Source organism: Noviherbaspirillum aerium (assembly GCF_008929045.1).
Taxonomy (GTDB): Bacteria; Pseudomonadota; Gammaproteobacteria; order Burkholderiales; family Burkholderiaceae_D; genus Noviherbaspirillum; species Noviherbaspirillum aerium.
In genome coordinates, this window is record NZ_VFAH01000006.1 from 275,567 (window position 1) to 300,424 (window position 24,858).

22 protein-coding genes are annotated in these 24,858 nt (G+C 59.1%); 14 read left to right on the plus strand and 8 right to left on the minus strand.

Features of this window, described 5'->3' with window-relative positions; genetic code table 11:
• Both FH061_RS11900 and FH061_RS11905 read right to left on the minus strand, forming a co-directional pair.
• Complete coding sequence (locus tag FH061_RS11900) at positions 1–1,197, minus strand: amino acid ABC transporter substrate-binding protein (RefSeq protein WP_151636035.1); 1,197 nt, start codon at positions 1,195–1,197, stop codon at positions 1–3.
• A 213-nt stretch (positions 1,198–1,410) separates the two neighbouring features.
• Positions 1,411–2,127, minus strand: coding sequence for a GntR family transcriptional regulator (locus tag FH061_RS11905; RefSeq protein ID WP_151636036.1), 717 nt, complete (start codon positions 2,125–2,127; stop codon positions 1,411–1,413).
• Positions 2,128–2,247: 120 nt separating this feature from the next.
• Between FH061_RS11905 and FH061_RS11910 the strand changes: the two genes are divergently transcribed.
• From FH061_RS11910 to FH061_RS11925, 4 genes are all read left to right on the plus strand, one after another.
• Positions 2,248–2,628, plus strand: coding sequence for a hypothetical protein (locus FH061_RS11910; protein ID WP_151636037.1), 381 nt, complete (start codon positions 2,248–2,250; stop codon positions 2,626–2,628).
• 128 nt (positions 2,629–2,756) lie between these two features.
• A complete protein-coding gene (locus FH061_RS31765; RefSeq protein WP_225984626.1) occupies positions 2,757–3,131 on the plus strand; it encodes an energy transducer TonB family protein in 375 nt (124 codons plus the stop codon).
• An 81-nt stretch (positions 3,132–3,212) separates the two neighbouring features.
• A complete protein-coding gene (locus FH061_RS11920) occupies positions 3,213–3,626 on the plus strand; it encodes a hypothetical protein (RefSeq protein ID WP_151636039.1) in 414 nt (137 codons plus the stop codon).
• Positions 3,627–3,763: 137 nt separating this feature from the next.
• Positions 3,764–4,024, plus strand: a complete 261-nt coding sequence (locus tag FH061_RS11925; RefSeq protein ID WP_151636040.1) for a TfoX/Sxy family protein — start codon at positions 3,764–3,766, stop codon at positions 4,022–4,024.
• Between the two features lie 406 nt (positions 4,025–4,430).
• Here FH061_RS11925 and FH061_RS11930 read toward each other — a convergent pair whose 3' ends face one another.
• A complete protein-coding gene (locus FH061_RS11930) occupies positions 4,431–7,301 on the minus strand; it encodes a hypothetical protein (protein WP_151636041.1) in 2,871 nt (956 codons plus the stop codon).
• 266 nt (positions 7,302–7,567) lie between these two features.
• Positions 7,568–8,485, minus strand: a complete 918-nt coding sequence (locus FH061_RS11935) for a LysR family transcriptional regulator (RefSeq protein ID WP_151636042.1) — start codon at positions 8,483–8,485, stop codon at positions 7,568–7,570.
• Between the two features lie 315 nt (positions 8,486–8,800).
• Here FH061_RS11935 and mdlC point away from each other — a divergent pair, with 315 nt between their 5' ends.
• Positions 8,801–10,426 (plus strand): benzoylformate decarboxylase, encoded by a 1,626-nt coding sequence (gene mdlC, locus FH061_RS11940; RefSeq protein WP_151636043.1) that lies wholly within the window; start codon positions 8,801–8,803, stop codon positions 10,424–10,426.
• Positions 10,427–10,502: 76 nt separating this feature from the next.
• Positions 10,503–11,483, plus strand: a complete 981-nt coding sequence (locus FH061_RS11945; protein WP_151636044.1) for a Bug family tripartite tricarboxylate transporter substrate binding protein — start codon at positions 10,503–10,505, stop codon at positions 11,481–11,483.
• A gap of 238 nt (positions 11,484–11,721) precedes the next feature.
• Here FH061_RS11945 and FH061_RS11950 read toward each other — a convergent pair whose 3' ends face one another.
• A complete protein-coding gene (locus tag FH061_RS11950) occupies positions 11,722–12,948 on the minus strand; it encodes a DUF4382 domain-containing protein (RefSeq protein ID WP_151636045.1) in 1,227 nt (408 codons plus the stop codon).
• 386 nt (positions 12,949–13,334) lie between these two features.
• On the opposite strand from FH061_RS11950, the gene FH061_RS11955 reads away from it, so the two are divergent.
• Complete coding sequence (locus FH061_RS11955) at positions 13,335–13,757, plus strand: universal stress protein (RefSeq protein ID WP_151636046.1); 423 nt, start codon at positions 13,335–13,337, stop codon at positions 13,755–13,757.
• Between the two features lie 211 nt (positions 13,758–13,968).
• Positions 13,969–14,961: a TerC family protein gene (locus FH061_RS11960; protein ID WP_151636047.1), complete on the plus strand. Its 993-nt coding sequence runs from the start codon at positions 13,969–13,971 to the stop codon at positions 14,959–14,961.
• 49 nt (positions 14,962–15,010) lie between these two features.
• Here the strand turns inward: FH061_RS11960 and FH061_RS31480 are convergent, their stop codons facing one another.
• Positions 15,011–15,139, minus strand: a complete 129-nt coding sequence (locus FH061_RS31480; RefSeq protein ID WP_264158738.1) for a hypothetical protein — start codon at positions 15,137–15,139, stop codon at positions 15,011–15,013.
• Between the two features lie 503 nt (positions 15,140–15,642).
• Here FH061_RS31480 and FH061_RS11965 point away from each other — a divergent pair.
• The 4 genes from FH061_RS11965 (at position 15,643) to pncB (ending at position 18,940) form a co-directional block, all read left to right on the plus strand.
• On the plus strand, positions 15,643–16,053 hold the full coding sequence (locus FH061_RS11965) for a TOBE domain-containing protein (protein ID WP_192805028.1): 411 nt from the start codon (positions 15,643–15,645) through the stop codon (positions 16,051–16,053).
• Positions 16,050–16,745 (plus strand): molybdate ABC transporter permease subunit, encoded by a 696-nt coding sequence (modB, locus tag FH061_RS11970; protein ID WP_225984620.1) that lies wholly within the window; start codon positions 16,050–16,052, stop codon positions 16,743–16,745. Before FH061_RS11965 ends, modB begins: the two co-directional genes overlap by 4 nt.
• Positions 16,746–16,758: 13 nt before the next feature.
• Complete coding sequence (locus FH061_RS11975; RefSeq protein ID WP_151636049.1) at positions 16,759–17,628, plus strand: ATP-binding cassette domain-containing protein; 870 nt, start codon at positions 16,759–16,761, stop codon at positions 17,626–17,628.
• A 94-nt stretch (positions 17,629–17,722) separates the two neighbouring features.
• A complete protein-coding gene (gene pncB / locus FH061_RS11980; protein WP_151636077.1) occupies positions 17,723–18,940 on the plus strand; it encodes a nicotinate phosphoribosyltransferase in 1,218 nt (405 codons plus the stop codon).
• A gap of 461 nt (positions 18,941–19,401) precedes the next feature.
• Here pncB and FH061_RS31770 read toward each other — a convergent pair whose 3' ends face one another.
• Positions 19,402–19,674: a hypothetical protein gene (locus FH061_RS31770; protein WP_192805029.1), complete on the minus strand. Its 273-nt coding sequence runs from the start codon at positions 19,672–19,674 to the stop codon at positions 19,402–19,404.
• A 30-nt stretch (positions 19,675–19,704) separates the two neighbouring features.
• Entirely contained in the window at positions 19,705–20,037 is a 333-nt protein-coding gene (locus FH061_RS11995; protein ID WP_151636051.1) for a hypothetical protein, read from the minus strand.
• A 424-nt stretch (positions 20,038–20,461) separates the two neighbouring features.
• Between FH061_RS11995 and FH061_RS12000 the strand changes: the two genes are divergently transcribed.
• Positions 20,462–21,418, plus strand: coding sequence for a hypothetical protein (locus FH061_RS12000; RefSeq protein ID WP_151636052.1), 957 nt, complete (start codon positions 20,462–20,464; stop codon positions 21,416–21,418).
• A gap of 933 nt (positions 21,419–22,351) precedes the next feature.
• On the plus strand, positions 22,352–24,853 hold the full coding sequence (locus tag FH061_RS12005) for a sensor domain-containing protein (protein ID WP_192805030.1): 2,502 nt from the start codon (positions 22,352–22,354) through the stop codon (positions 24,851–24,853).
• Positions 24,854–24,858 lie beyond the last annotated feature (5 nt).

The following is a 24,858-nucleotide window of genomic DNA, read 5'->3' on the forward strand; positions in this document are numbered from 1 at the left end:
TTATTTCCAGGCCGGCTTGGCGGTCACCAGCTTGGCGGTGGCGCGCGCCGGCGGCCACACCACTTCGAACTCGCCGCCCTGCCACTGGCCGACGGTGCCCGGAATGCTGGCATTCTCGCCGCGCTGGAAACGGATCTTGCCGAGGATGGTGTCGAACTCGTTGGTGGCGATATGCTCGCGCAGCGCCTTGCGGTCGAGGCCGACCTTTTCCACCGCCTGCTGCAGGATCTGCAGGCCGGCCCACGCGTGGCCGCTGGCCCAGCGGTCCGGTTCCTTCTTCATCTGTGTGGCATGCGCATCGAAGTAAGCCTTCGCACCGGGCGAGACCTTCGGATTCCAGGAGCCCATGCCGAGCACGCCTTCGGCATTCGCGGCGATGCGCTGCTTGTAGAGCGGGAATGCGGTGCCGACCGAGGCATAGAAGAACTTCGGATTGAATTCGATTTCGCGCGCCTGTGTCGAGGCGAGGATGGTATCGGGCGGATAGGTGATGCCGATGAAGGCGTCCGGATTGAGGGTCTTGATGCTCTTGAGCACCGGCGACAGATCCTTCACGCCGAGCGGATAGCTCTTGCTTTCGACGATCTGTATGCCCTTGTCCTTGAGCGCGATGCGCAGCGACGCCATGTTCTCGATGCCGAACAGGTCATCCATGTAGACCACCGCGGCGGTCTTGACGCCGTTGGCGGAAAGCATGTCGGCGAGCGAGCCCATCATCTTGTCGGGCTGCTGCAGCAGCGAGAAGAAATACGGCAGCTGCATGTCGATGAGCTTGCGCGACAGCGCGGTCGGCGCCAGGAACGGATAGCCGTAGCGATTGGCCAGCGGCGCAACCGCGAAGTTCATGGCCGAGCCCCAGGGCGGCAGGATCAGGTCGACCTTGTCGCTGCCCATCAGCTTTTCATAGGTGCGCACCGCGGTTTCGATCTCGCTGCGGTCGTCATAAGCCACGAGTTCCACCTTGCGCTTCTGGCCCTTGACCGACAGGCCGCCGGCGGCATTGACCTGCTCCGCCCACAGCAGATAATTCGGTTCCTGCGACACTTGCGCGCCCGGTGCGTAAGGGCCGGTGCGCGACATGGTATAGCCGATGCGGATCGGCTTGTCGGCCTGGGCAAAGCTGACGGCGGGAGCCGCCGCGGCGAGTGCGAGGGCGGCGCCGAGGATTCTGCGTTTCAGATTAAAGGGATGTTTCATCTTGTCTCTTTCATTGTTGTATTGCGTGGTTGCCACACGTGTCTGCCGTTCTGCTGCCGGTGCTGCTGTGCTGCGATTGGTGCGATTGCTGCAACTGCTGCGGTTATTACGCTTCCTGCGGGCGCAGCGGTGCCGCGCCTTTCCCGCGAGGGAAAGGACAATTCAATGCGATGTCATTTCAGCCCGGATCGGGTCCGGATTCAGCCCGGCCGATTACGAAGCCAGTCGCAGGATGGGAATCAGGTTGTCTTCGCCGCTGTGTTCGGTTGCGTTCTGCAGGTTCTGCAAGGCGATCTGCCTGTGTTCTTCCGCCAGTGCCGCGGCGCGTGCGCCCTGCCCGCGCCGCAAGGCGTCGACCAGCATGTGGTGCTGGCGCTGGGCGAAACGCATCAGGTCGTCGCTGTGCATCTGCTTCGACTGGAACGGCAGCATGCCGCCAGCCGATGCAAATGGAATACGGTCTATCGATGCCAGGCATTGCCTGAGCACGTCATTGCCGCAGCCATCAACGATCAGTTGATGAAAACGGGTATTCATATTTAAGTAGGCTGCCACGGCTTCCAGTTCCATCTTGGGCGCGGCTGTAATGCGGTCGCCGTCATCCAGGCAGGCCTGCAACTCGTCGCTGAGGCTGCGCGGCACGCCCTGCTCCGCCAGCAGCCGGGCCGCCATGCCTTCCAGGTTGGCATGCACGGCGATCGCCTGTGAAATTTCGCGCGCGGTGTACTTGCGCACCACGTAACCGCCGCCCTGCACCCGCTGCACCAGGCCTTCCTGCTCCAGCATGAGGAGCGCGGAGCGCACCGGGGTGCGCGATGCCTGCAGCCTTTCCGACAGCGCTGCTTCGACCAGGCGTTCGCCGGCAGAGAATGCCCCTTTCATGATGAGGTCGCGAAGTTCGACCAGGAGTCGGGCGGTCTGGGTATCCATGCGGTTTGTTTAGTCAGGTTTAATTTGCTTGAATGGCTATTAAAGTACACCGTGTTTTATTTGATGTATACCGCAAAGCCGATTTTCTACGAAAATTCATGGAAGTTTTGCTGATTTTTCATGAAAAACCGCACCTTGGTATACCAAAGTGCGCTGGAAGAGAATTATTGCTCATACGGGAATCGAACCTCCCGCGTTTTCCGGCCCTTTCGCGAAACCATCGTACGCATATGCATCATCAAGTCGCGCAAGGCTGTTCCCGCAAGCACATCTCCGCGCCAAGCCTTCTTAAAACTTGAGCCGGCGAGTTTGCGTTCGTTGACGGGAAACGACATGAAAGCCGTTATTTTTCGCCCTCCCATTTCCTTGGGATGGCGAAGCGGTGGATCCGGATGTACCATCAAAACCGGTAAGTGCAAACGCGCGCAGGCACCGCAGCGCGACATTCTTCACCTTGCATCAAAATACCCGAATTGCGTGGTACTGCCGTTGCGAACATAGAAATGAATCCCGCATATAAAACCAGCCCAACTTTTTGTTCAATACGGATGCTAACCAAAGAGCTTGCCACTTCCCGCCAGGTCGTTCGCGCTGGTTGACGCGGCGATAGACACCTTACCTTGTTCACCATGCATAATACCCCTCTCTTGGTCCTGGTCGTGTGCGCTATCGGCGCGTGTGTGTCAGCGATCGCTCAAGACGCTTCTCAAAAACTACCGCCTCGCCCCATTGTCGCCCCCATCAATGGCTGCCTAGCGGTTACATACCCCGTGCTTGCTCTGGTGGAGGAAGCGGAAGGCTCCACGCATGTCGTGTTCACGGTCCTACCTGCAGGTGGGGTTACTGACGTCGCCATTTCGAAGGCGAGCGGTCCGACCCCGGCGCACCGGGCATTGGATAAGGCAGCAGTCAAGGCGATCTCCGGCTGTATATTTGCCGAAGCACCAGGTTTCAGCTCACGGGAGGTGTTGCAACCGATCGTGTGGCGACTGGAAGACCAGTAGAAGCCGGCCGGAGCTCTGTCGAGAAAGTGCCTGACGCATCCATTGAGCGCAGGTCTTCCGGCAGGCCAGCGGCGACCTCTCATGCTGAACCTTAAATTTTCGCCATCGGTATGGTCAGGTAAAGAAATCCATAGGCGCGGCCTGCACGCGCTTTACCCGTGGAAGATGATGACATTCCAAACAAAAACTCTTGTTGGCGCCTGCATAATTTTGTTTCAAGCCGGATGTACGCTACTTGGACACAATATCGATAAACGGATAGAAGCAACGCAACCCGCGCCATCCGGCACGGGTCGGCCTAGTATCCCTGTACAAAAAGCCCATGCCAATGTATTTGCACCTGTTGGCGAGGAAGTGGACAAAGCCATTTTCAAGTCGTTGACACGACGTCGAACCCAGCATGATATGGCATGGCGAGATGTTCAGGATTGTTTGGAAGAGGAGACCAAGGTGTGTTCGATCTCCTCGGGCTGCCGCTGCGAGGAAAAGAAATGAGGCCATCATTCGGAATACGGCCTGCGTATTTAACATGCAGATGAACACCAATCGTTAGCCGGCAAGAATATCCGCACCTTAAACCTAGAGCGGATTGCAGGCGAGTGTACACTCGCCTGCAATCCGCTCTAGTAGACATGACCATCACCGACCTTCCAAACCTCGGACCAAAGTCGCAGCGGGTACTGGAACGCGCCGGCATCAAGTCATACGAACAGTTGCTCGCCCTGGGCTCTGTCTTCGCTTTTGTGCGAGTGAAGCGAAGCGGCGCAGAACCTGGCCTGAATTTCCTGTGGGCATTAGAAGGAGCGCTTACCAGACTGCCGTGGAAGGTAGTTGCACGTGAACACCGTGCGAGCTTGCTGCGGGCATTGGAGAGTCATGAGCGTGACGTCTAACACGATGCTCGACAGTGACACACTGCACTCATCAACTTAACATTTAGGCAGGCATAATGTGCCCTTCAATCTTGTCAGACGAAGAATCATTCGACCAAACCGACTGTGTCCCAGCACAAATTTCCTCGATCGTCAGGCAGTTATTCCCGCACAGGGATTATTGAACGGCAACGACTTTGGTGTCCGGAAAGTGCTTTTGAAATACACATCCAACCGATGGATGATACAAGTGCGCTGGCCTTTTATCGTAAACGGTAAGCCATCATAGCCCACAAGGCATTTTTAGAGCGTCTATCAAAATGACGATGGCAATACGCGCCGATGGAGACAGTACAGACGTACGGAGAGGAGGTGTAATGCGGCAAGCGGCATTTTGATAGACGCTCGTGGCTTGAACGCCTCTCCATCAACTTGAGGTGCGCAGAGGAACCGTTACGCCGATATCGCCATACACGCTGGTCTTTTTGAAATAGGCCCGCAACTCGTCAAAGGCTTCATTGGTACGTTCGTTCCAGTATTCAATGCCAACGCCTCCATTCCTGTTGAATAACGAGCGATAACTGAATTCATCGCTTTCTGCAAGTGAGCCGTTTTCCCCCATGCCGAGCTGAAGAAGCCTGTTCAACGCTTTGGCCACCGTGTGGCATTCTTCCATCTGATGACCGCCATTGTAGGTCGTCAGCATCGCCGTGGCTTTCCAAATAGCGTCGGCATCAATTCTAAACCCCTCTCTCTTTGCGACCGATGTCGCGAAAAGGACTATGTTTGTCACGCCGGATTCGTCACCGGCAAAGCGGCCACTGCGTTCAATTTGTGCAAAACGCGTCAACATCCGGTTGACTTCGCCGTCCGCGGACGCGTTACCTTGCTCGTGCTCTTCACTACGTTGAAGACCTGAAAAGTCGGGTTTAAAATGATTGATGGGACGAACGCTTTCTGACATCCATTCTTCCTGAACTGCGGCAGGATGATGCAAAAGCGTGGTGCCGGCATATCGTGTGCGCGTCATTCGTTCGGACCCCATATCCATAAAGTCATCGGCTTCATCCAACATCCTGTTACGCGCTGAGTAGGTAATATTTCCTTCTGCATAACGCTGCCTTGCAAGTTTTCTGTACTCGTTCGGAGCGTCTTGAATATTGTCCAACCGTGTACGCCGCATTTTCACCGTGGTGTCGTAGTGGTTATTGCAATCGTCCAGCCAAGGCAAATGTCGAGGGAAAGAGACGAAGGCACGATTTACCAGGTAAGGTATTGCAATGCAGTCCAAGCCGCTGGTTTTGGGGGTATCGAGATAATTGAAGAGAGTGATTAATGCCTCCCTTGCTGTCGTCGCATTGACAAATGCGGTCAGCGCAGGCAAACCGCCAAACCAGTGCCAGCGCTTTTTCCGCACATTCGCGTGCACAGCGAGTATGCACTGACGATCAAGATCCGTAAGATTGTTGCGGTCAGGAACAATTACACTGGATAACCAACGACCAAGCTCATGCACGGAATCGAGAATTCCTTGATGGGGTGTCCTGATTGCTGAATGAACCAGGAGAACGTCATAAGCCCGCCCATAGGGGTTGTCATGCAATCTCGTCGCATTTAATGCAAATCGTTCTTTATCGGGAGAAGGAAGTTGCGACGAAAGCATTCGGGCAAATGCAGCCAACTCATCCCGTCCATTTCGCTCGCATATCTCAGCCGCTGTGGCAAAGAACTCCCTGGTGTGCCCGATCCTTAAATCTTGTGCCAGCCAATAATCTCTTGCCTGTGTCTGCAGTGTCCGGATGTCTCCCGTCTGTAGATCAACACCGTGGCGTGCATGATCGGCGATTACATCATCGAGTGCGGTAAGCCAGTGCGCAAGGCAATCCGATGGCATGCGCGGCGCCTCGCGGGGCGCCATGAATGCAGCTTCGATCTGTTTTCCATTAACGGACCCGAGCTTTGCCAAATGATAACTAACGGTGTGCACGATACGTTGAGCTGCCGCGCCGGCAAGCTCGTTGCCATGGTTAGTCTCGAGCATTTCCACAGCCTGATGAATGTACCGGCGAATCTCACTTTGCAGCGGAGGCTTGTACTCATGCAGTGTATTGACAAGAACCGAACGAAATTCCTGGCATGCAAGCCTGCGTGCCCGGGCTCTCAATTCCATACCGGCCTCGTGCAATAAGCCGCGAAATGCGCCGGGATCGCTATAGCTGTCCGGATTGCGGTTCATGTCTTCGATGGCCTGTCGAAGTAATATATTCGGAAGGCTCGAAGCTTCGGGCTGAAAAAAATCGAGAATGTTCTGCAGAAGCTCCAGCCTCTCTCGCGTATTCACCACTCCTCCGTTGATCCGTTGCACAAGAGGAGATGATTCTGAATTGGAGAGAAAGGCATTCAGCGTGTCGTCCAGCATGAGTCTAATCTTCATGCTACCTTCGCTATCAATCTCCGGAACGCCGATGAGCGCGGTTTGGGAAGACATTTCTTTATCCGCAAAGAGGGCGATGAGGTCAACCACGGAGGGGCGCTCTCCTATTTCATTTTCCAAACGGCGCCGCACGTTCAGTCCCCTGACATGTGCGGCAAGTGCCGCCCTCTGCAGCGGTGAAAATACTTTCCCTATCGCCTCGCTAGGCAGTATCACCTTTTCGACACAACCGTTATTCACGTTTCTGACAAACAGAAGATCGATAAGCTTGCTGTCGATGACTACAGGAATGGCCAACGCTTCCTGATGCGTTTTCAGTCCTGCATGCTGACCGATTCCCGCGCCCCGACTTGGAGTACCTTGCTTGGCGATGGAAAGCTTTTCCCGTTCGTCAATTTCAACCCACTTGACCACATCAACCTGCCTCTTGCGCTCGTCGTAGCCGAACAAGAGTGTGATACGTCGATTCTCGACCATCTTTTCAACAAAGCGGTATTTCAGTTTTTCATTAAGGCCAACCGCCTTGACAACCGATACTGCGATAACTGGCCCCACGACGCCTGTTCTCTGGAATTCGGAGATGATGGATCTGGCTGTTGCGAATGGTCTTGTCCCACGCAATCGAGATTCGAGATCACGTGAAATCGTACAGCCGAGACGGAAATCGGAGAAGGTTGAAATTTCCTGCCGATGCAGTGCGTTGAACAATCGATCCCGGGATCCAGCTGAGGAATGAAAATGCCTGCCATGCGATTCTCCCGCCAGCGGCTGGGGAGCACTCGACGCTTGTGTTTGTGGCGCGGGGAATGCTGTCGAATGATGGGAAGCGTGAATGACTGGGGCTGTTACAGTAAATCGATGCATGACATCCAACTCTTTTAAAAATAAGCGGCAGGATCGAGGGTGTTGATAAGCGATGCGATAGGTGGCGGGTCAGACGAATTAGTTCCATCGAAATGCAGCACGTCGCTGCGCTTGTAGTTCAAAAATTCCTGGTAGCGCGCTAGCTGGATAAGTCGAGTTTGTGAAGGCAAATGCGGGGAGAGCGTAATACCGAGGAAAAACTCACCTTCATGTCATTACAAATCAGGTGGGTGGGAGTTGAGTAAGCTGTCAGGCGCGGAAAACCATCAACCGCCATCGCGCGGCGCCGTGGCGATCCTGCGCAGTTCCTCGACCAGCTTCGCCGCCGGGCCCGGCAGCAGTCCTTCGCGGCGGCGAAATGCGGTGAGCGTGCGCTCGGCGTGAGCGCCCGCTATCGGCAGGGCGTCGATCAGCTCCGCCCTGCGTTCGACTTCGTACATCGGCGCCGGCATCCAGCTGAGAAAGCCGGCATTGATCACCAGGCTCTTGAGCACGACGATGGACCGGGTCTCGACCACAATGTTCGGCAGGCCAAGCCCGTGCCGGCGGAACATGCGGCGCATGTCTTCATAGGGCGCGGTGCCGCGCGGGACGATGACCCAGCGCTGTTCCAGCGTGTCGGCAAGGGCGAGCTCGGGCCGCCTCCTGAGTTCATGGCCGGCCGCCGCGACCACGTGGCTGGTGTCGGTCCAGCGGCAATCGGCAATCGCGCAGATGTCGTCGCTGTCTTCCATGTGGGTGCCGAGCGCAATGTCGATTTCATGCGTCACCAGTGCATCCGCCAGCCGGTCCCATACGCCTTCGACCACGTCGATCCGCAGGTTTGGCCAGCGAGTGAGCACTTGCTGGATTGCAAGCGGCAGGATGGAGCTGGCGATGCTGCCGATTGCTCCGACACGGATGGTGCCCTTGCTCAGGCCGCGCATGGCCTGGATTTCCTCGGTGGCGCGCAGCGCTTCCTGCTGCAGCAGGGTGGCGCGCGGCAGCAGCGCTTCGCCGAAGGCGGTCAACCGCATGCCCTTGGAATTGCGTTCGAACAAGGGCGCGCCCAGCTCGTCTTCCAGCCGCTTGACGATGCGGCTGAGCGCAGGCTGGGTGATATGCATGGCTTCCGCCGCCCGCCCCAGGCTGCCGTGGGTGGCGATGGCAAGGAAAGCGGTGATCTGTCGGCCGTCTAAAGTCATACCGCAATGTAATGACTTTGATTGAATAAAGCAATTCCGCAGCAAGTCTGGGTTTGACATACTGGCAAGCGAAGAAGGAAATCCCTCTCCCGCACGCGGACGGGGGCAGGAGCGAGGGAGAGGGCATTAGCGCATGAAGTCTTGCCCGCCCTCACGCTTTGCTGCGTGCCCGGCTCCGGTGTGTGCTGCCGATACGGTCGGCAGCACACACCGGTGGTTGGCGAAACCCTGCCTTCACCCTGCTTGCGGAACGAAAGCTGTTACCTGCTTTTACCCATTTTTCAGCCAGCACCTCCAACCCCGAGAACGCACTTCATGTCCCCAGCCACCTCATCCACACCCTCTGCAACGCCAACGCCAGGCGCCTTCACCGTGCGCGATGCAGTCATCGACCTGCTGCGCCGCTTCGGCATGACGTCCATCTTCGGCAATCCCGGCTCGACCGAACTGCCGCTGTTCCGCAACTTTCCCGAAGATTTCCGTTATGTGCTCGGCCTGCAGGAATCGGTGGTGGTCGGCATGGCGGACGGCTATGCGCAGGCCAGCCGCAATGCGTCCTTCGTCAACCTGCATTCGGCTGCCGGGGTGGGCCATGCGATGGGCAACATCTTCACCGCGCACAAGAACCGCACGCCGATGGTGATCACCGCCGGCCAGCAGGCGCGCGCCATCCTGCCCTTTGACCCTTTCCTGTTTTCCGGGCAGGCAACCGAGCTGCCCAAGCCTTATGTGAAATGGAGCTGCGAACCGGCCCGCGCGGAAGACGTGCCGCTGGCCATCGCCCGCGCCTATTACATCGCGATGCAGGAGCCGCGCGGCCCGGTGCTGGTATCCATTCCCGCCGACGACTGGGATCGCCCCGCCGAACCGGTGCCGCATCGGGTGGTGAGCGCCTGCACGCGCCCCGACCCGGCGGTGCTCGATCAGGTCGGCAAGGCGCTCGATGCCAGCGCGCGGCCCGCCTTCGTGGTGGGTGCCGCCGTCGACCGCGGCGAGGCCTGGGACGCCGTGATCAAACTGGCCGAGCGCCACAATGCGCGGGTCTTCACCGCGCCGATGTCGGGGCGCTGTGGCTTTCCCGAAGACCATCGCCTGTTTGCCGGCTTCCTGCCGGCGATGCGCGAAAAGATCGTCGGCTTGCTGGCGCCGCATGACTTCATCCTTGTGATCGGCGCGCCAGCCTTCACCTATCACGTCGAAGGCTTCGGACCGCATGTGCCGCCCGGCGCGACGCTGTGCCAGCTGATCGAGGATCCGGCGATCGCCGCCTGGACGCCGGACGGCACTTCCGTCGTCGGCAGCATCCGTCTCGGCGTGCAGGACCTGCTGCTGCGCGCCGCGCCGCCTTCACGGCCCGAGCCGGCATTGCGCACCCCGGCGCGCCGGGCCGAGCGGCCCGCGCCGGGCGGCCGCATGTCGGTCGCCTTCGCATTGCAGACGCTGGCCGAATTGCGGGCGCCGGATTCCATCGTGGTGGAGGAAGCGCCGAGCTCGCGGCCGGTAATGCACAACTACCTGCCCATCCTGCGCAGCGAAACCTTCTATACGATGTGCAGCGGCGGCCTCGGCTACGGCTTGCCGGCAACGGTCGGCGTGGCCATGGTCAAGCGCGACCGCAAGGTGATCGGGCTGATCGGCGACGGTTCGGCGATGTATTCCATCCAGGGCTTGTGGAGCGCGGCGCAGATGAAGCTGCCGATCACCTTCATCATCCTGAAGAACCGCAGGTATGCCGCGCTGCAGGAATTCGCGGCGGTCTTCGGTTTCAAGGCGGACGAGAAACTGGAAGGCACCGACCTGCCCGATATCGATTTCGTGTCGCTTGCGCGGGGCCAGGGCTGCAACGGCATGCGCGTGGACAGGGCGGAAGACTTGCGCGACGTGCTGGCCGAAGCGCTGCGTTCACCGACGCCCGTGCTGGTGGAGATTGAGGTAGCCTGACCGGCTGCAGCATCGACCGATACAAGACTTGCGACAACATATAAATACCAAGACCCGAGGACACAAGGAGAGAGACATGATATCGAAAACCAGAAGAACCGCACTGGCACTGATCGCCGCAGCCGCTCTCGGATGCGCGCCGGCGCTGGCCAAGGATGCCTATCCGGCCAAGCCTATCAAGATCATCGCGCCGTTCGCGCCGGGCGGCGTGGCCGATGTAATGGCGCGGCTGATCGGCGAACGGCTGTCGAAGTCGCTCGGCCAGCCGGTGATCGTGGAGAACCGGCCGGGCGCGGGCGGCAACGTGGGCGCGGACGTGGTGGCGAAATCGGCGCCCGACGGCTATACGCTGCTGATGACATCGGCAGGCATCCTCTCGATCAACGGCAGCCTGTACTCCAAGCTCAGCTTCGACCCGGCGACCAGTTTCGCGCCGGTGACCATGGTGGCCGACATGCCGATGGTGCTGGTGGTGAACAATGCCGTCGAAGCCAGGACCCTGCCTGAATTCATCGCCTATGCGAGGAAGAATGACGGCAATATCTTCTTCAGCTCGCCGGGCAACGGCACCACGCCGCATCTCGGCGCCGAGCTGTTCCAGCGGGCGGCGAATGTGAAGCTTACGCATGTGCCGTACAAGGGCGGAGCGGAATCCCTGACCGCCATCGTTTCGGGACAGGTCACCGGCGCCATCGAAACGCCGCCGTCGGTGATTTCGCAGATGAAGTCGGGCAAGATCAGGCCGATCGCGGTGGCGGGGCCGCGCCGCCTGGAACAATTGCCTGACGTGCCGACGATGAGCGAAGCCGGCGTGAAGGATGCGGAAGTGCTGTCCTGGTTCGGCATCGTCGCGCCGGCGAAGACGCCGTCCGACATTGTCGATGTGCTTCACAAGGAGACCGCGAAAATCCTGAAGGACCCGGAAGTGGTGCAGAAGCTGGCCGCGCTCGGCACGCGCGCCGACGGCTCGGGCCCCGCGGAATTCGACCGCTTCATCAAGAGCGAACGCAGCAAGTGGGATCGCATCATCAGGCAGGCGAATATCAAGATGGAGTGAGATGGGGTCAGCGGCCCGGGGCGAAAACCCCGAGCACGGCTTGCTGCATGCCTGCAGCCTGCATGCGCGCCGGAGCGCCGGAGAATGTTGGAAATACTGAATGCATGAAGCCCGCCATGACGGGCTTCATGCATTTGTGCGGGCTTGCGGCGGTGGGCTGCCGAGTAGAGCCATGCGCGATGCATCAAACCGGCGAGGGCATGTTGCCATCCCTGCCCTGCCGGTGCTTGCGGCGGGCTTACTTCAGGCTGAAGTCGACGCCGGTGCGGCTCGCAGTCGAGATATCGACCGAAGCACTGGTCTGCGGGGCATAGCCGTTGGCGCCGGCTTCCACCGCGTACCTGCCGGTTCCCGGCACGGTGTTGGTTTGCGCAGTCAGCGTGACAGGCTGCGTTGCATCATACCTGCCGAGCAGGGGCGGCACGGTCGGCAGATTGGCAAGGCTGTACACCCCTGTTGCCACTTCCGCGCCCTGGTACTTGATGGTTACGGTGGGTCCGTTGGCGAAACTCTGCCTGGCGGCCACATAGGCGTTTTCCGTGGCACTGGCCGGCGTGAGCGTGACCGTGCCGCTGATGGAGCCGGGCGGCGTGGCGGCTGTCACAAGCTTGATCGGCGCGGTGCTGGTGGAAACGGCCACGGTGCTGGTTGCCGAGGCGACCGGAACGGCGGCGATGACGGCCGCGGCGCGGGCATCGGACGTCAGCACGACATCGTAGCTGCCAGGTTCCATGCGGGCCAGATAGAACTCGCCGGTGCTGGCATTCGGCACGGTCGAGCGGATGATGACGCCATTCTGCTGCGCGGTGACCATGGTGCCGGAGCCGAGCGTCGCCGGATCGATGACGCCCCTGATGCCGTTGAGGACGGCCGGGATCACCGAGACCACCGGCTTGAGCGCATAGGCGCCGTTGCCCTTCCTGACCACGGATTTGCAGGCATCGAAATCAAGCACGACGTCGGCCAGCTGGCCGCTCGCGACATCGAAATTGCCTGTCAGCTTGATGCCGCTCTGCGCGGCGCTCGGCGTTTCCAGCGCCACCTCGGTACCGGTGGTTGACGGCACGACGGAATTTGCCGGACGCGCACCTGCGGCGCCAGCGTTGGTATCGAGCACGAGGCGCAGCTGCGTGTAGCGCCCCGCCGGCAATGCCGCCTGACCGAGTTCTTCGAGTACGCCGTTGGTCAGATTGAGCAGATTGATCTTGCGCGCCGGCGACAGCGTGATGTCGGTCCAGCCGCTGTCGTTTTCGGCGGCATTGCTGCTTTGATGAATACGCACTTTGCTGACGGTCACGTTGACCGCGTCATAGCCGCACGCAGGCGCATCGGTCATCGACACGCGCAGGGTGCCGGCGGTTTGCGACACGGGAGCGCCATCGCCGCCTCCGCCGCCGCAGGCGCTTAGCAATCCTGCCAAGGCGATCAGTGAAATCCCGGAGTTAAGAGTTGGCCGTTTTTGCATGTCATCATCCCTTTGTTGAAATTTTCACTACATGAACAGCGTGAAGCTGTTTGCAGCGCGGGAGTGAATCTAGCGGGGAAGGAGTTTCCGACTGTAGAAGTTTTTCTAACGGTTACACTTCTGACGGCGCGCTGATCACAGCAATGACACCGCGCTGCTGCATTCCCGTCCGTAGCGCCCGAATGGAGGAGCCACCCATCCAACCCGGGCCGTATCGATCCTGCAAGCAACTTCCAAAAAACCTGTAGTTTCGCTTCCGTTTTTCCCGCTTTTCTTCAAGCGGGCTTCCGCTAATGTGTTGCATAGTTAATTGACAATTAACTCGATGTAGAGGCGCCACCGACAACTGGAATACATGTCTTCATCCATTCACGCTTGGAGGAAATATGAAAGTTCTCATTGCCCTTGATGGCAGCGACTGCTCCCGTCTTGTACAGGAATACCTGACCGCGCATCCGGAATTATTTGCCGTGCATCATGATTACATGGTGCTTCATGTCGTGCCGGACGTGCCGCCGCATGCCGCGGCGGTCGTGGGCAAGGAGACCGTGGCCAATTACTACCGGGATGAAGCCGAGCAGGTTCTCAATCCCGCCCGGCAGTTTTTCGAGGAGAGCGGGTACAAGGTCAAGACGCAATACCGGCATGGCCATTCCGCCGAAATCATTGCGGAGACGGCGACCAGGGATGGATACGACCTGATCGTGATGGGCTCGCACGGACATACCGCCCTGGGCAACCTGGTGATGGGTTCGGTAACGGCCAAGGTTCTCGCCCATTGCAAGACGCCGGTGCTGATCGTGCGCTGAGCAGCTGTTTCAACCATTCCCGTAAAGGGGGAGTAGCGAACGGCAGATGCCGTGGCGGCAACCCGTCAATCCGGATACGTGGCAGTCACGATCCCGGGACCGCATTGGACCAGCAAGGACCTCCAGCAAGACCCTTTACGCATATCGCATATCGCATATCGCATATCGCATATCGAACCGATTTCGACAACCCATTTGCTGGAGTTCATTCATGAATACCATTGCTCCTGATTGGCTGCTTCTCTTCTTTGTCGCCAGCGTCATTGGCGCGCTCTATGTCGACTTTGTGCTTCTGCGCCGGCAAGGCGCGCATAGCGTCACGGTCAAGGAGGCGCTTAACTGGTCGCTCGCCTGGATAGGACTGAGCTTCGCTTTCAATGCCCTCTTCTGGTGGGCGGTACGTGATGCCACCGGCGACGCCGCGCTGGCCAATGCCCGCGCCCTGGAATTCCTGACCGGCTACCTGATCGAAAAGTCGCTCGCGGTGGACAACATCTTTGTCTTCCTGATGATCTTCACCTATTTTTCAGTGCCGCCCGAATACCAAAAGCGGGTGTTGATGATTGGCGTGGTCGGCGCCATCGTGCTTCGCACGATCATGATCCTGATCGGCGGCTGGCTGATCACCCAGTTCCACTGGATTCTCTATGTCTTCGGCGCCTTGCTGGTGATCACGGGAGTAAAGATGTGGCTGGCGGCGGGCAAGGAGCCCGACCTGGAGGACAACCCCGCGTTGAAGCTGCTGCGGCGCCTGCTGCCGGTATCCAGGGGGTTCGATGGCGAACGCTTCTTCACCCTGGAAAACGGCAGGCGTATCGCGACGCCCCTGCTCATGGTAGTGGCCATGGTCGGCATAACCGACGTGATCTTCGCGGTGGATTCGATACCTGCGATCTTCGCCATCACCACCGATCCGTTCATCGTGCTGAGTTCCAACATTTTTGCGATCCTCGGTCTGAGGGCCATGTTCTTCCTGCTGGCAGCGGTGGCGGCCAAATTCCACCTGCTCAATTATGGGCTGTCCATCATCCTGCTGTTCATCGGCTCCAAGATGCTGCTGGTCGACGTTATCAAGATTCCCGTCCTGGTGTCGCTCGGCGTGGTGGTGGGCGTGCTGGCCGTCACCATGCTGTGGAGCGTGCGGACCGCGCCCAAGTTTGACCGGGAAAACCGGGACATGCGGCATGACGGGCAAGGTCTTTAGCAGTTGAAGATGTATTGAAGCCCGATGGCGGAGCCGGTTCGCATGACATTCAGCTCACGTCATCGACAATCACATGCCCGATCCCCATCGAGCAGCGCTCGATGGGGATCATGCTCCGGTACACCTTGCGCAGCATGGCGACGGTGGTAGATGGGCGCGGCACCGTACTGCCCGTCAAAGGCGATTTCACCCACCCACATTCGCCGACATGCAGGGTAGTCGTTGCCAGCCGTTGAGAGGAGCGCGGGCTGGCTGTTAGAGGTTTCCACCGGGAGGCAGCAGGCGGCGCGGCCGGTGCATCGCCGCTCAGCCCAGCAGTCGCCACCCCGTCAGGCGATAATGGATCCAGTCAGAATCATTCTCAATTAATCCAATCATAAAAGTTATTGATTTCTTTGCATGTTTGGGCAGCGCCTGGCAGCATCAGCCGCTCGGGTTACGGACATATTGCTGGCGTTATAGCGCATGTCGGCGTAAACAGCATGTCGGTACGGCGAAAAACCATGGACAATGCTGCCTGTCGACAGGATTGCGGGTGCCATCGAAGTGGCGTAGTGGCGCAATGACGAAATGGCAGCCGACATTTCCATCGAGGGTATCTTTATCGAATTTTCTGAGAACCAGCAAAGCAGACAAGCGCATGACCGGATCATTTTTCCACCAACGCCGCGGACGGACGGCATGAACCGCATCGCCGCCCGCATCGATGCCGTCGACATCCACGGCAGCATCGCGCTTGTCGATTGCGTTGCTTACGGCCAGCGCTTCACCGCGATGCTGATCGGCGCTGCCGCCGAAGTCTCTGCCTGGCAGGCAGGCATGCCGGTGACGCTCATGTTCAAGGAAGCCGAGGTGTCCCTGGCCAAGAACCTGGCGGGACAGATCAGCCTGCGCAACCGCCTGGCCTGCATCGTCCTGCAGGTGGAGCACGGCAAGCTGATGACCAGAGTGACGCTGGACTTCCATGGCCAGGCCATCGCCTCCATCATCACCACGCGCTCGGCGCATGCCCTGAACCTCCTTCGCGGCGACAGCGTGGAAGCGCTGATCAAGGCAAATGAAATGACGGTGGTGAAGGAAGCCGCCGAATGAACGGCATGGGCTTGACGACTTTCCTGGGCCACGACTGGCAGCCATTGCTGCTGACCTTCCGGCTGGCGGCGGTGACGACGTTCATCCTGCTGCTGATCGGCATCCCGCTCGCCTACTGGGTGGCCTATACCCGCACCCGCTTCAAGCCGCTGGTGGAGACCCTGGTCAGCATGCCGCTGGTGCTGCCGCCCTCGGTGCTCGGCTTTTATCTGCTGCTGGCCTTCAGTCCGCAAAACGCCTTCGGACAATGGCTGGAGCAGTGGTTTCATGTGCGGCTGGTGTTCAGCTTCGCCGGCCTGGTGATCGGTTCGGTGATCTTCAGCCTGCCCTTCATGGTGCATCCCATCCAGTCCGGCTTCCAGGCATTGCCCTATTCGCTGATCGAAGCTTCGCGCACCCTGGGCAAGCCCGACTGGTTCACCCTGGTGCGGGTGCTGCTGCCCAACATCAAGCCGGCCCTGCTGTCGGGCGTGGTGCTGAGCTTTGCTCATACCATCGGAGAATTCGGCGTGATCCTGATGATCGGCGGGAACATACCCGGCGTGACCAAGGTGGCATCGATCGCCATCTATGATGAAGTGGAAAGCCTCAACTATGCGGCCGCCAATTTCTATGCGCTGGTCTTGTTCGCGGTCAGCTTCATCGTTCTGCTGACGGTATACATGACCAACAAGAAGTGGCTGAAGGTTTGAACGCGGAGGCTGAATGCTGGAATTTTCATTAAGGCACACACTGCAGGGAGCAAGCGGAACGGTCGCTCTCGATGTGCAGGCCGAACTGGCCACCCACAGCTTCGCCGCCCTGTTCGGACCGTCCGGCGCCGGCAAGACCAGCGTGCTGCGCATGCTCGCCGGTCTGCTGCGGCCGGCGCAGGGGCGCATTGTCCTCAACGACGTGACCTGGTTCGATTCGGAAGGCAGGATCGACCTGCCGCCGCAGAAGCGCCCAATCGGTTTCCTGTTCCAGGACTATGCGCTGTTTCCCAATCTGACCGTGCGCGAGAATATCGGCTATGCGGCGGCCGATTCCTCCTGGGTGGACGAACTGCTGGAGCTGACCGCGCTCACCGCACTTGCGGATCGCCGTCCGGCGCAGCTGTCCGGCGGCCAGAAGCAGCGCGTTGCGCTGGCGCGTGCGGTGGCGCGCAAGCCGCAACTGCTGCTGCTGGACGAACCGCTTTCGGCGCTCGACATGGAGCTGCGCAGCGAGCTGCAGCAAGAGCTGGCCGCGCTGCACCGCCGCCTCGGCCTGACCACGCTCATGGTCAGCCATGACCTCGGCGAAGTCTTCAAGCTGGCCCAGCATGTGTTGCGGATAGATGCCGGGCGCCTGGTCGCCTCGGGCACGCCCGCCGACGTATTCCTCAAGAACCGCCTGTCGGGCCAGCTCAACCTGCATGCGCAGGTGTTGGCAGTAAGGCGCGAGGAAGTGCTGCACATCGTCACGCTGCTGCTCGGCGCGGACATTCTGGAAGTGATCGCCTCGGAAGAGGAAGCGGAAATGCTCAAGCCCGGCGACGAGGTCGAGCTTTCCGCGCGGGCAATGAACCCGTATCTGTTCAAGCGGCAGCGTTAGAACTTAGCAAGGCGAAAGCTGCCTGATAATGCAGGAGAAGCGCGGCTTGCCGTGCATCATCGCCAACCATGAACTTACCGACGAGAACACCGCAATGAATTCGGCCCCCTTTGTCGTACGCAGCCTCCTGGAAAACGACCTCTACAAGTTCACGATGTGGCAGACAATGCTGCACCGCCACCCCGATGCGCAGACCGAATATGTGTTTGCCTGCCGCAATACGCCGGCCTTTCCGCTGGCGGAGCTGAAGGAGGAGATGGAACAGGAACTCGATCATCTCTGTACGCTGTCCTTCCGCGACGAGGAACTGGACTACCTGCGCGGCCTGCGCTTCATCAAGAGCGACTTTGTCGATTTCCTCGCCCTCTTCCGCTTCCAGCGCAAGTTCATCCGCGTGGAAACCGACGGCCCCGCGCTGCGCATCATCGCCACCGGTCCGCAGGTGCATGTGATGGCGTTCGAGATTTTCGTGCTCTACATCGTCAATGAACTCTATTTCCGGCGCTTTCCGCAGGAACCGGCAATCGACGAGGGCCGCAAGCGGCTGGCCGCCAAGATCGCCATGCTCAGGGAATTCGGCAAGGAGCCGCAGGGCCGGCAGCCATTCGAATTTTTCGACTTCGGCGTGCGCCGGCGCTTTTCCGGCGTCTGGCAGGAAGAGGTGGTGGCCACGCTGGCGCGCGAAGTCCCCGAGTTCTTCAAGGGCACGTCCAATGTCTATCTCGCCAGGAAATACAACCTGGTGCCGATCGGCACCATGGCGCATGAATACCTGCAGTCCTACCAGGCGTTCGGCGTGCGGCTGCGCGATTTCCAGAAAGCGGCGCTGGAGGATTGGGTGCAGGAATACCGGGGCGATCTGGGCACCGCGCTGACCGACGTGGTCGGCATGGATGCCTTCCTGGCCGACTTCGATCTCTACTTCGCCAAGCTGTTCGACGGCCTGCGCCATGACTCCGGCGATCCTTTCGTGTGGGGAGAAAAGGCGCTGGCCCATTATGCGAAGCTGCGCATCGATCCCATGACCAAGCGCATGGTGTTTTCCGACGCGCTCGATTTTCCCAAGGCATTCGCGCTCTACCGCCACTTCCGGGACCGCACGCTGACCGGCTTTGGCATCGGCACCAACCTCAGCAACGACACCGGGCTGAAGACGCTCAATGTGGTAATGAAGCTGGTTGCCTGCAACGGCCAGCCGGTGGCGAAGCTGTCCGACTCGCCAGGCAAGACAATGGCGACCGATGAAACCTTTCTTGCCTATCTGCGGCAGGTGTTCAGCTATGTCGAACCGCAGGGTGAAGGGCAGAAGTGATAGCCGATGCGGCGCGCTCGCCGCCCGGCATAAGCTTTCCCGACGTCGCCACGCAAAGCCGGTGTGACGGCTGGATGAAGGAACCGTGCAGAAGCTGTCCGGATAAGGCAAGGGATCTCGGCGGCTGCGGCTGCCAGGCCTTCGCGCTGACGGGCGAGCCAGCCAACGCCGATCCGGTTTGCGGCAGGTCGCCGCACCATGGCGATCTGCCGCAGATCATTCTCCATGCCAGCGCTTCCGGGACGGCTGCACGCAATGGACGGACAATGGGCAGAGTATCCGGCAAGCGCAGGAGAAGCCGCTGGTCTTTCGCAGCAAGGCAAACTCGCTGCACTTGCCGGCGGAAACAGCTGCCACTGCTTCGGACAAGCAGGAAAAATTAAATTAATTTAATTAAAAACTTTTTGTCCATGATAATTTTTTCCGGCATTTAAGAAACGCTCTATTACTGCAGTTGGATCTCATTCCTCGCGGGTCGGCGATACCGGCAGAGCATAGCGATGGACTGATGTCATCGGTGCCAGAATGATTGAGGAATAATGAACGTCACCGGTGGCATTCGCCATACCGGCTGCCAGCGTAGCTTGCGGAATTCCGGAACAGTCAGAGCTGTATTGACGCTGCACACCTGCCGAATGCAAACCCATCTTTAGAAACCCGGTCTCAGCAATCACCAGAATCCCATCCTGACGCCCCAAGTAATCAATGACATGGGAACGCCGGTCGTCACGCACATCGTCCGGAGCAATTCTAGGCCTCGCACCCTAAACCTCAAATACAACTGTAGTACTAGAGTTTTCAATCTGACTGTACTGACGATGCAGGCACATTTTCCCGCGGTACTGCGTTGTGGCTCCTTGCCGAGACTCAGGGATGCTGAACCGCTCGCAACGCGTACCAAACACAGCCCAGGGAATATTTCGAGCCTCATTATTTTTCATCACTGTTAATTTGATGATTTTTCCGGTTGACCATTGCCGATGTGTACGCAGCCACCCGGTTTGGCCAATGCAACGGCATTCCTTCAGACACTTCTGTTCCATGGTGTCGGTATTGAAGATGATCATGTTGAATTTTTGCCGCAAATGATTTTTCATTCACACGTGTCCCTTCATCCCTGGCAGCATTAAGAAAATGCAATTTGGCGATGTAAATATTAAGCGCGACCGAGTGGTGATTAAGCCATTTCGACTGAGCCCGCCGTTAAAATATTTACAGTTGGCGACGCGCGCTTTCCTCATGCGAAGCTTAATAATGTGCCGCTTCCCAACCCATGTGAGTCATATCAATAACAAGGCTGAACATCCTGCAAAGTCAATACCTGTCATTACACTGAAATCGCCATAAGAAGGTCGTAAAAGTTGTATATGACCATGGCAGGTCGGCTGTCTTCGGAGGAGCTTGATTGCTCTTTTAACGAAGCAATCAATATGGGATGCGCAGCGGATAGTGCACGGCGCCAAGCGATCCGCGGAACCAGGGAGGGGCTCCCGGGTGAAACCAATTCAACAAGGAATAATCATGATGCGACCAATCATCATACTTTCATGTACAAGTGTTCTGTTGAGCGCGTGTGGCGGCTCGGACTCGGACTTCGCATCTGTCCGGGCTGACGGGTCTGCCGGCCGGTTTGCTCCGGACACGGTTGTCCAGCGCGGCACCACCAATATGTCTGCTCAGGCCGGAACCGGCAGTACCGGTACTGCCACCATATCGATTCGCGGTGTCACCTTTATCAAGGGCGAGGACTACAGTCCCAATCCTCCCCTGTGCATGCCGACCGGTCCGCAGCCGCGTCCGTTTGCGCCTGGATTCACCTCTGCACTGCTAACTAATGGTGGGATAGACGGGTTTGACTGCGGTCTGAATTTGCCCTCCGAAGTCATTGACCCAGGAGATGTTGTAATCAGCGCGGGGACGCCGCAACCGGTGAAAGTGGGTGAAGCCGCGCTCAATGAGCGAGCCCTGATAGCTTACGGCACTTTCCCGGTCGGGGATGGTAGAAGCTTCGAAAATCACCGCGTCACACTCAACCTTAACATCGGCGACAGGACACTCACGTTCAACGGTATACCTGATTTGTTTGTCGGGGGTTCCCCTGCATTCAATGACCCCGCATTAACCGCGATTTGCGATGATCCGGCTACCGCAGAGGCAAATGCTGCCACTTACCCGCAGTGCGTAGATGACGCAGCTGTCGATTTCCGCATCGTTTTTAGCGGCGCGCAGACGATCGAATACAACGGAGCCACCTTCTCTGTTTCAGTTCCGCCGCTGGTATTCACTACGAGAAGAGCTCCAGTAAATATCATCGCCGAGGTGACTCTGCAGAACACCGGTGGCGGTGAGCCTGGTGGCGGTGCAGATCCTTTTGGTAGTATGCGCGAGTGCAATAAGGCGACCACTACCAAGGGTAGCGGCAAGACCTGCAAGGATATGGTTGCCCCCAAAGATCGGGGATACGGGAAAGCAAAGTAAGTTCCTGCTGGCGAGTAGGGCCGTGCCTTCGGGTACCGGCCCTTTTCGCTAGGCTACCTGTTGCTGGCACACGGGCTGCGGCAACGCTGGCCGCGGTTGCATCGTTCGCCTGTTCCGCGTGATCGGATGCATTTGCCGATATTCCCGACCTTGCCGACGTTGCCGGTGTCGGGCCGCCCGCGGCATTCAGGTGATAGCAGTAGTGGCGACGTGCGAGCCCGTCCGGTCAGGTTCCCTCTCGGTTAGCGGACGTTTAAGGGCTCATCGCAATTCGGAAAGACCCGGGTGTGGCTGCGCGTGGGTGGAGAAGCGCAGCAATGGCTGCAGATCCGATGATAGGACTGCCGCTCCCCATCTTCGCCGGATTGCTGACGGTTGCGGCTCCATGCATTCTGCCGATGCTATCGATTGTTCTTGGCGCATCGGTGCGGTGCACCAGCATGACACCGCGCCACGTGCTTACTTTGTTAGAACAAACAGTGTCATCGAACTCGCTTCTGCCTGCCATATGCATTGGAAATCTGGCGAAATCGTCTCGATGCAAGCAGGCGAGCGCGGCAAGCACCCAGGGCCGCGCCAACATGCTGAGGCGGCCTGGGCTTGATTTCCGTCCATCATTTGGACAATCGGTTTTCAACCTGCCTCGCTCATCGGACAGAGCATGTTGCAGCTCTCTCACCAAATCGGCTGTTTGCCAGCCCTGCGCCAATTTATTATTGCAATGGGCCAACTTTTTATGGTTACATGGCAGCGAGACACGCTCAGCAGCGGCATATGGGTCCGGCTGTTAGGGCCTGTTCACACTTCGTTCGGAAGATGCGCCATCACCAATACCCGTGTTGGCGGTGGCGCATGGCCAGCAACGCCTGCGGCGCCTTCGCCACCCCAGAATGCAGTGTAAACAGGCCCTGAAACACAACTATGATAAAGCGTATGATGCCCGATACCGATACACGGGACGGTACCCGTCGTCTGGCCGACGAGGCGCCTGCCGTCGTCTGGGAAATGGATATGAACCGGCGATGCGTCTATCTTGATCCCGGGTCGGCAATGGTGGTGCCTCCCGAGGCATTCAACTTCGATGACTGGATCAGCTACGTACATCCGGACGATGCGGCATTGTTCGCCGTGGGAGCGGAGCGTGCCCGGGCCGGGCATCATCACACCATGGAATACCGGATCGTGCGCAGCGACGGAAGCGTCCGCTGGCTCCTGAGCAACGCGGCGCCCCGCCATGATGATGCCGGCAACGTGATAGGCCTGCTCGGCAGCCTGGCCGACGTGACCAGCCATTACGAGAGCAAGGAACGCCTGCTGCGCAGCGAAGCCGAACACCGGCTGCTCACCGAAAACGCAGGAGACATGATCGCCCATCTCAGTCCCGAAGGGCGCTATGTCTACGTATCTCCGTCCCATCGGGATTTCTTCGGCTACGAGCCGGAAGACATGGTTGGCAAAAAAGCCGCCGACTTCCTCTTGACCGAAGATCTGGATCACGCGGCGGCCACGCGCGGCACACGCCCGCGCGGCCTGGCGACATTGCGGGGAAAACGGCGTGACGGCAGCACCTTCTGGATCAGCATCAATCTGCGCGCGGTGCGCGACCCGGATACCGGCGAACGCAAGGGGCTGGTCGCGGTGGGACGCGACATCACGCCGCAGGTCGAGGCCGAACGCGAGCTGGCGCTGCGGGAAGAGCGCTTCCATAGCCTCACCAAGCTTTCCACGGACTGGTACTGGGAGGTCGACACAAACGCCGTGTTCACCTTCATTTCCGAAGGCATCGAGCAGCGTCTCGGCCTGCAGCCGAAGGAAATCATCGGGCGGCCGATGACCTATACCGCGCACGACATGGAAGAGCAGGGGGTCAAGGAATTCATCCGCCGTTTTGCCGCCAAAGAACCGTTCCGCGACCTGGTGTTTTCCGTCGGTCTTCCGGAATATCCGGGCGTCGTCAGGCATGTGCGCATGTCGGGCGAACCCTTCCACATTGAGGGCGTATATGCGGGTTATCGCGGCGCCACCACCGACGTGACCCGGGAAATCCGCATCGCGCAGCAGATGCAGAAACTGGCGACCGTCGACGCGCTCACCGATCTGCCCAACCGGAGCGTGCTCGATGCCTCGCTCTCGGCGCGGCTGAACGATCGCCGCGGCGCCTCGTCCCTGGGCGTCTTTTTCCTCGATCTCGACCGGTTCAAGGAAGTGAACGATTCTCTCGGTCACCGCTTCGGCGACGAACTGCTGCGGGAAGTCGCGCGCCGGCTGCGTGCCTGCATGCGCCCCGATGATCTGGTTGCGCGTCTCGGCGGCGACGAGTTCGTCGTGCTGGCGGAATGCCGCCGGGGCGTGGCCTCGGCCGCGCGTCTGGGACAGAAACTGCTTGATGCGCTGGCAACCCCGCTGATGGTGGAATCGCAGGAGATCAAGGTGGGCGGTTCGGTCGGAATCAGTCTTTACCCTCAGGATGCAACGGCCAGCGAAACCTTGCTGTCAGCCGCCGACACCGCGCTTTATCGCGTCAAGGAACAGGGTGGAGGGACGTATCGTTTCTTCACTTCGGAAATGCGCGACGAGGCCTTGCGGCGGCACACCCTGCAGCAGGACATGCGCGGTGCGGCGGCCCGCGGTGAATTCACGCTGCACTATCAGCCGCGCGTGAATCTGCGCAGCCTGGAAGTGGTCTCCGCCGAAGCCCTGATTCGCTGGCAGCATCCTGCGTTAGGAAATGTGCCGCCGGGATGTTTCATACCGCTGGCGGAAGAAAACGGCTGTATCGCCGAAATCGGTACGTGGGTACTTGCCGAAGCCATCAGGCAAGCCTCCGCCTGGAGGAACGGCGGAAGGATGCTGAACATATCGGTCAATCTGTCGCCGCGCCAGCTGCACGACCGCACCATCGTGGATACGGTGCGCAAGGCGCTCGCTCAGGAAAGCTTGCCTCCGGAGATTCTGGAACTTGAAATCACCGAATCCGCGCTGATGGAAGACCAGAACCTTGCCATTTCGGTGATGCGGGAGCTGAAGCAGCTTGGCGTGCGTCTCTCCATTGATGACTTCGGTACCGGCTACTCCTCGCTCTCGCACCTGCGCAAGTTTCCGCTCGACGGCCTGAAACTCGACCGCAGCTTCCTTGACGAGGAGCAGGCATCGGATGTCAATCCCCTCATCCTTGCCGAATCCATCATCGACCTGGCGCACGCGCTGAAGCTGACGGTGGTCGCGGAAGGCGTGGAGAATGCGGAGCATCTCGACTTCCTGCGCCGCACTTCCTGCGACGAAATACAAGGCTATGTCATCAGCAAGCCGTTGCCCGCTGCCGAATTCGAAGCGATGCTGGCAAGTCCGGAGACTTTGGCATCGGGGCCGCACGGCAAATCGCTCGCGCCTCCGGCACCGCCAGCCGGATACCCGGTGCGAATCCACATGGAGTGAGGAGG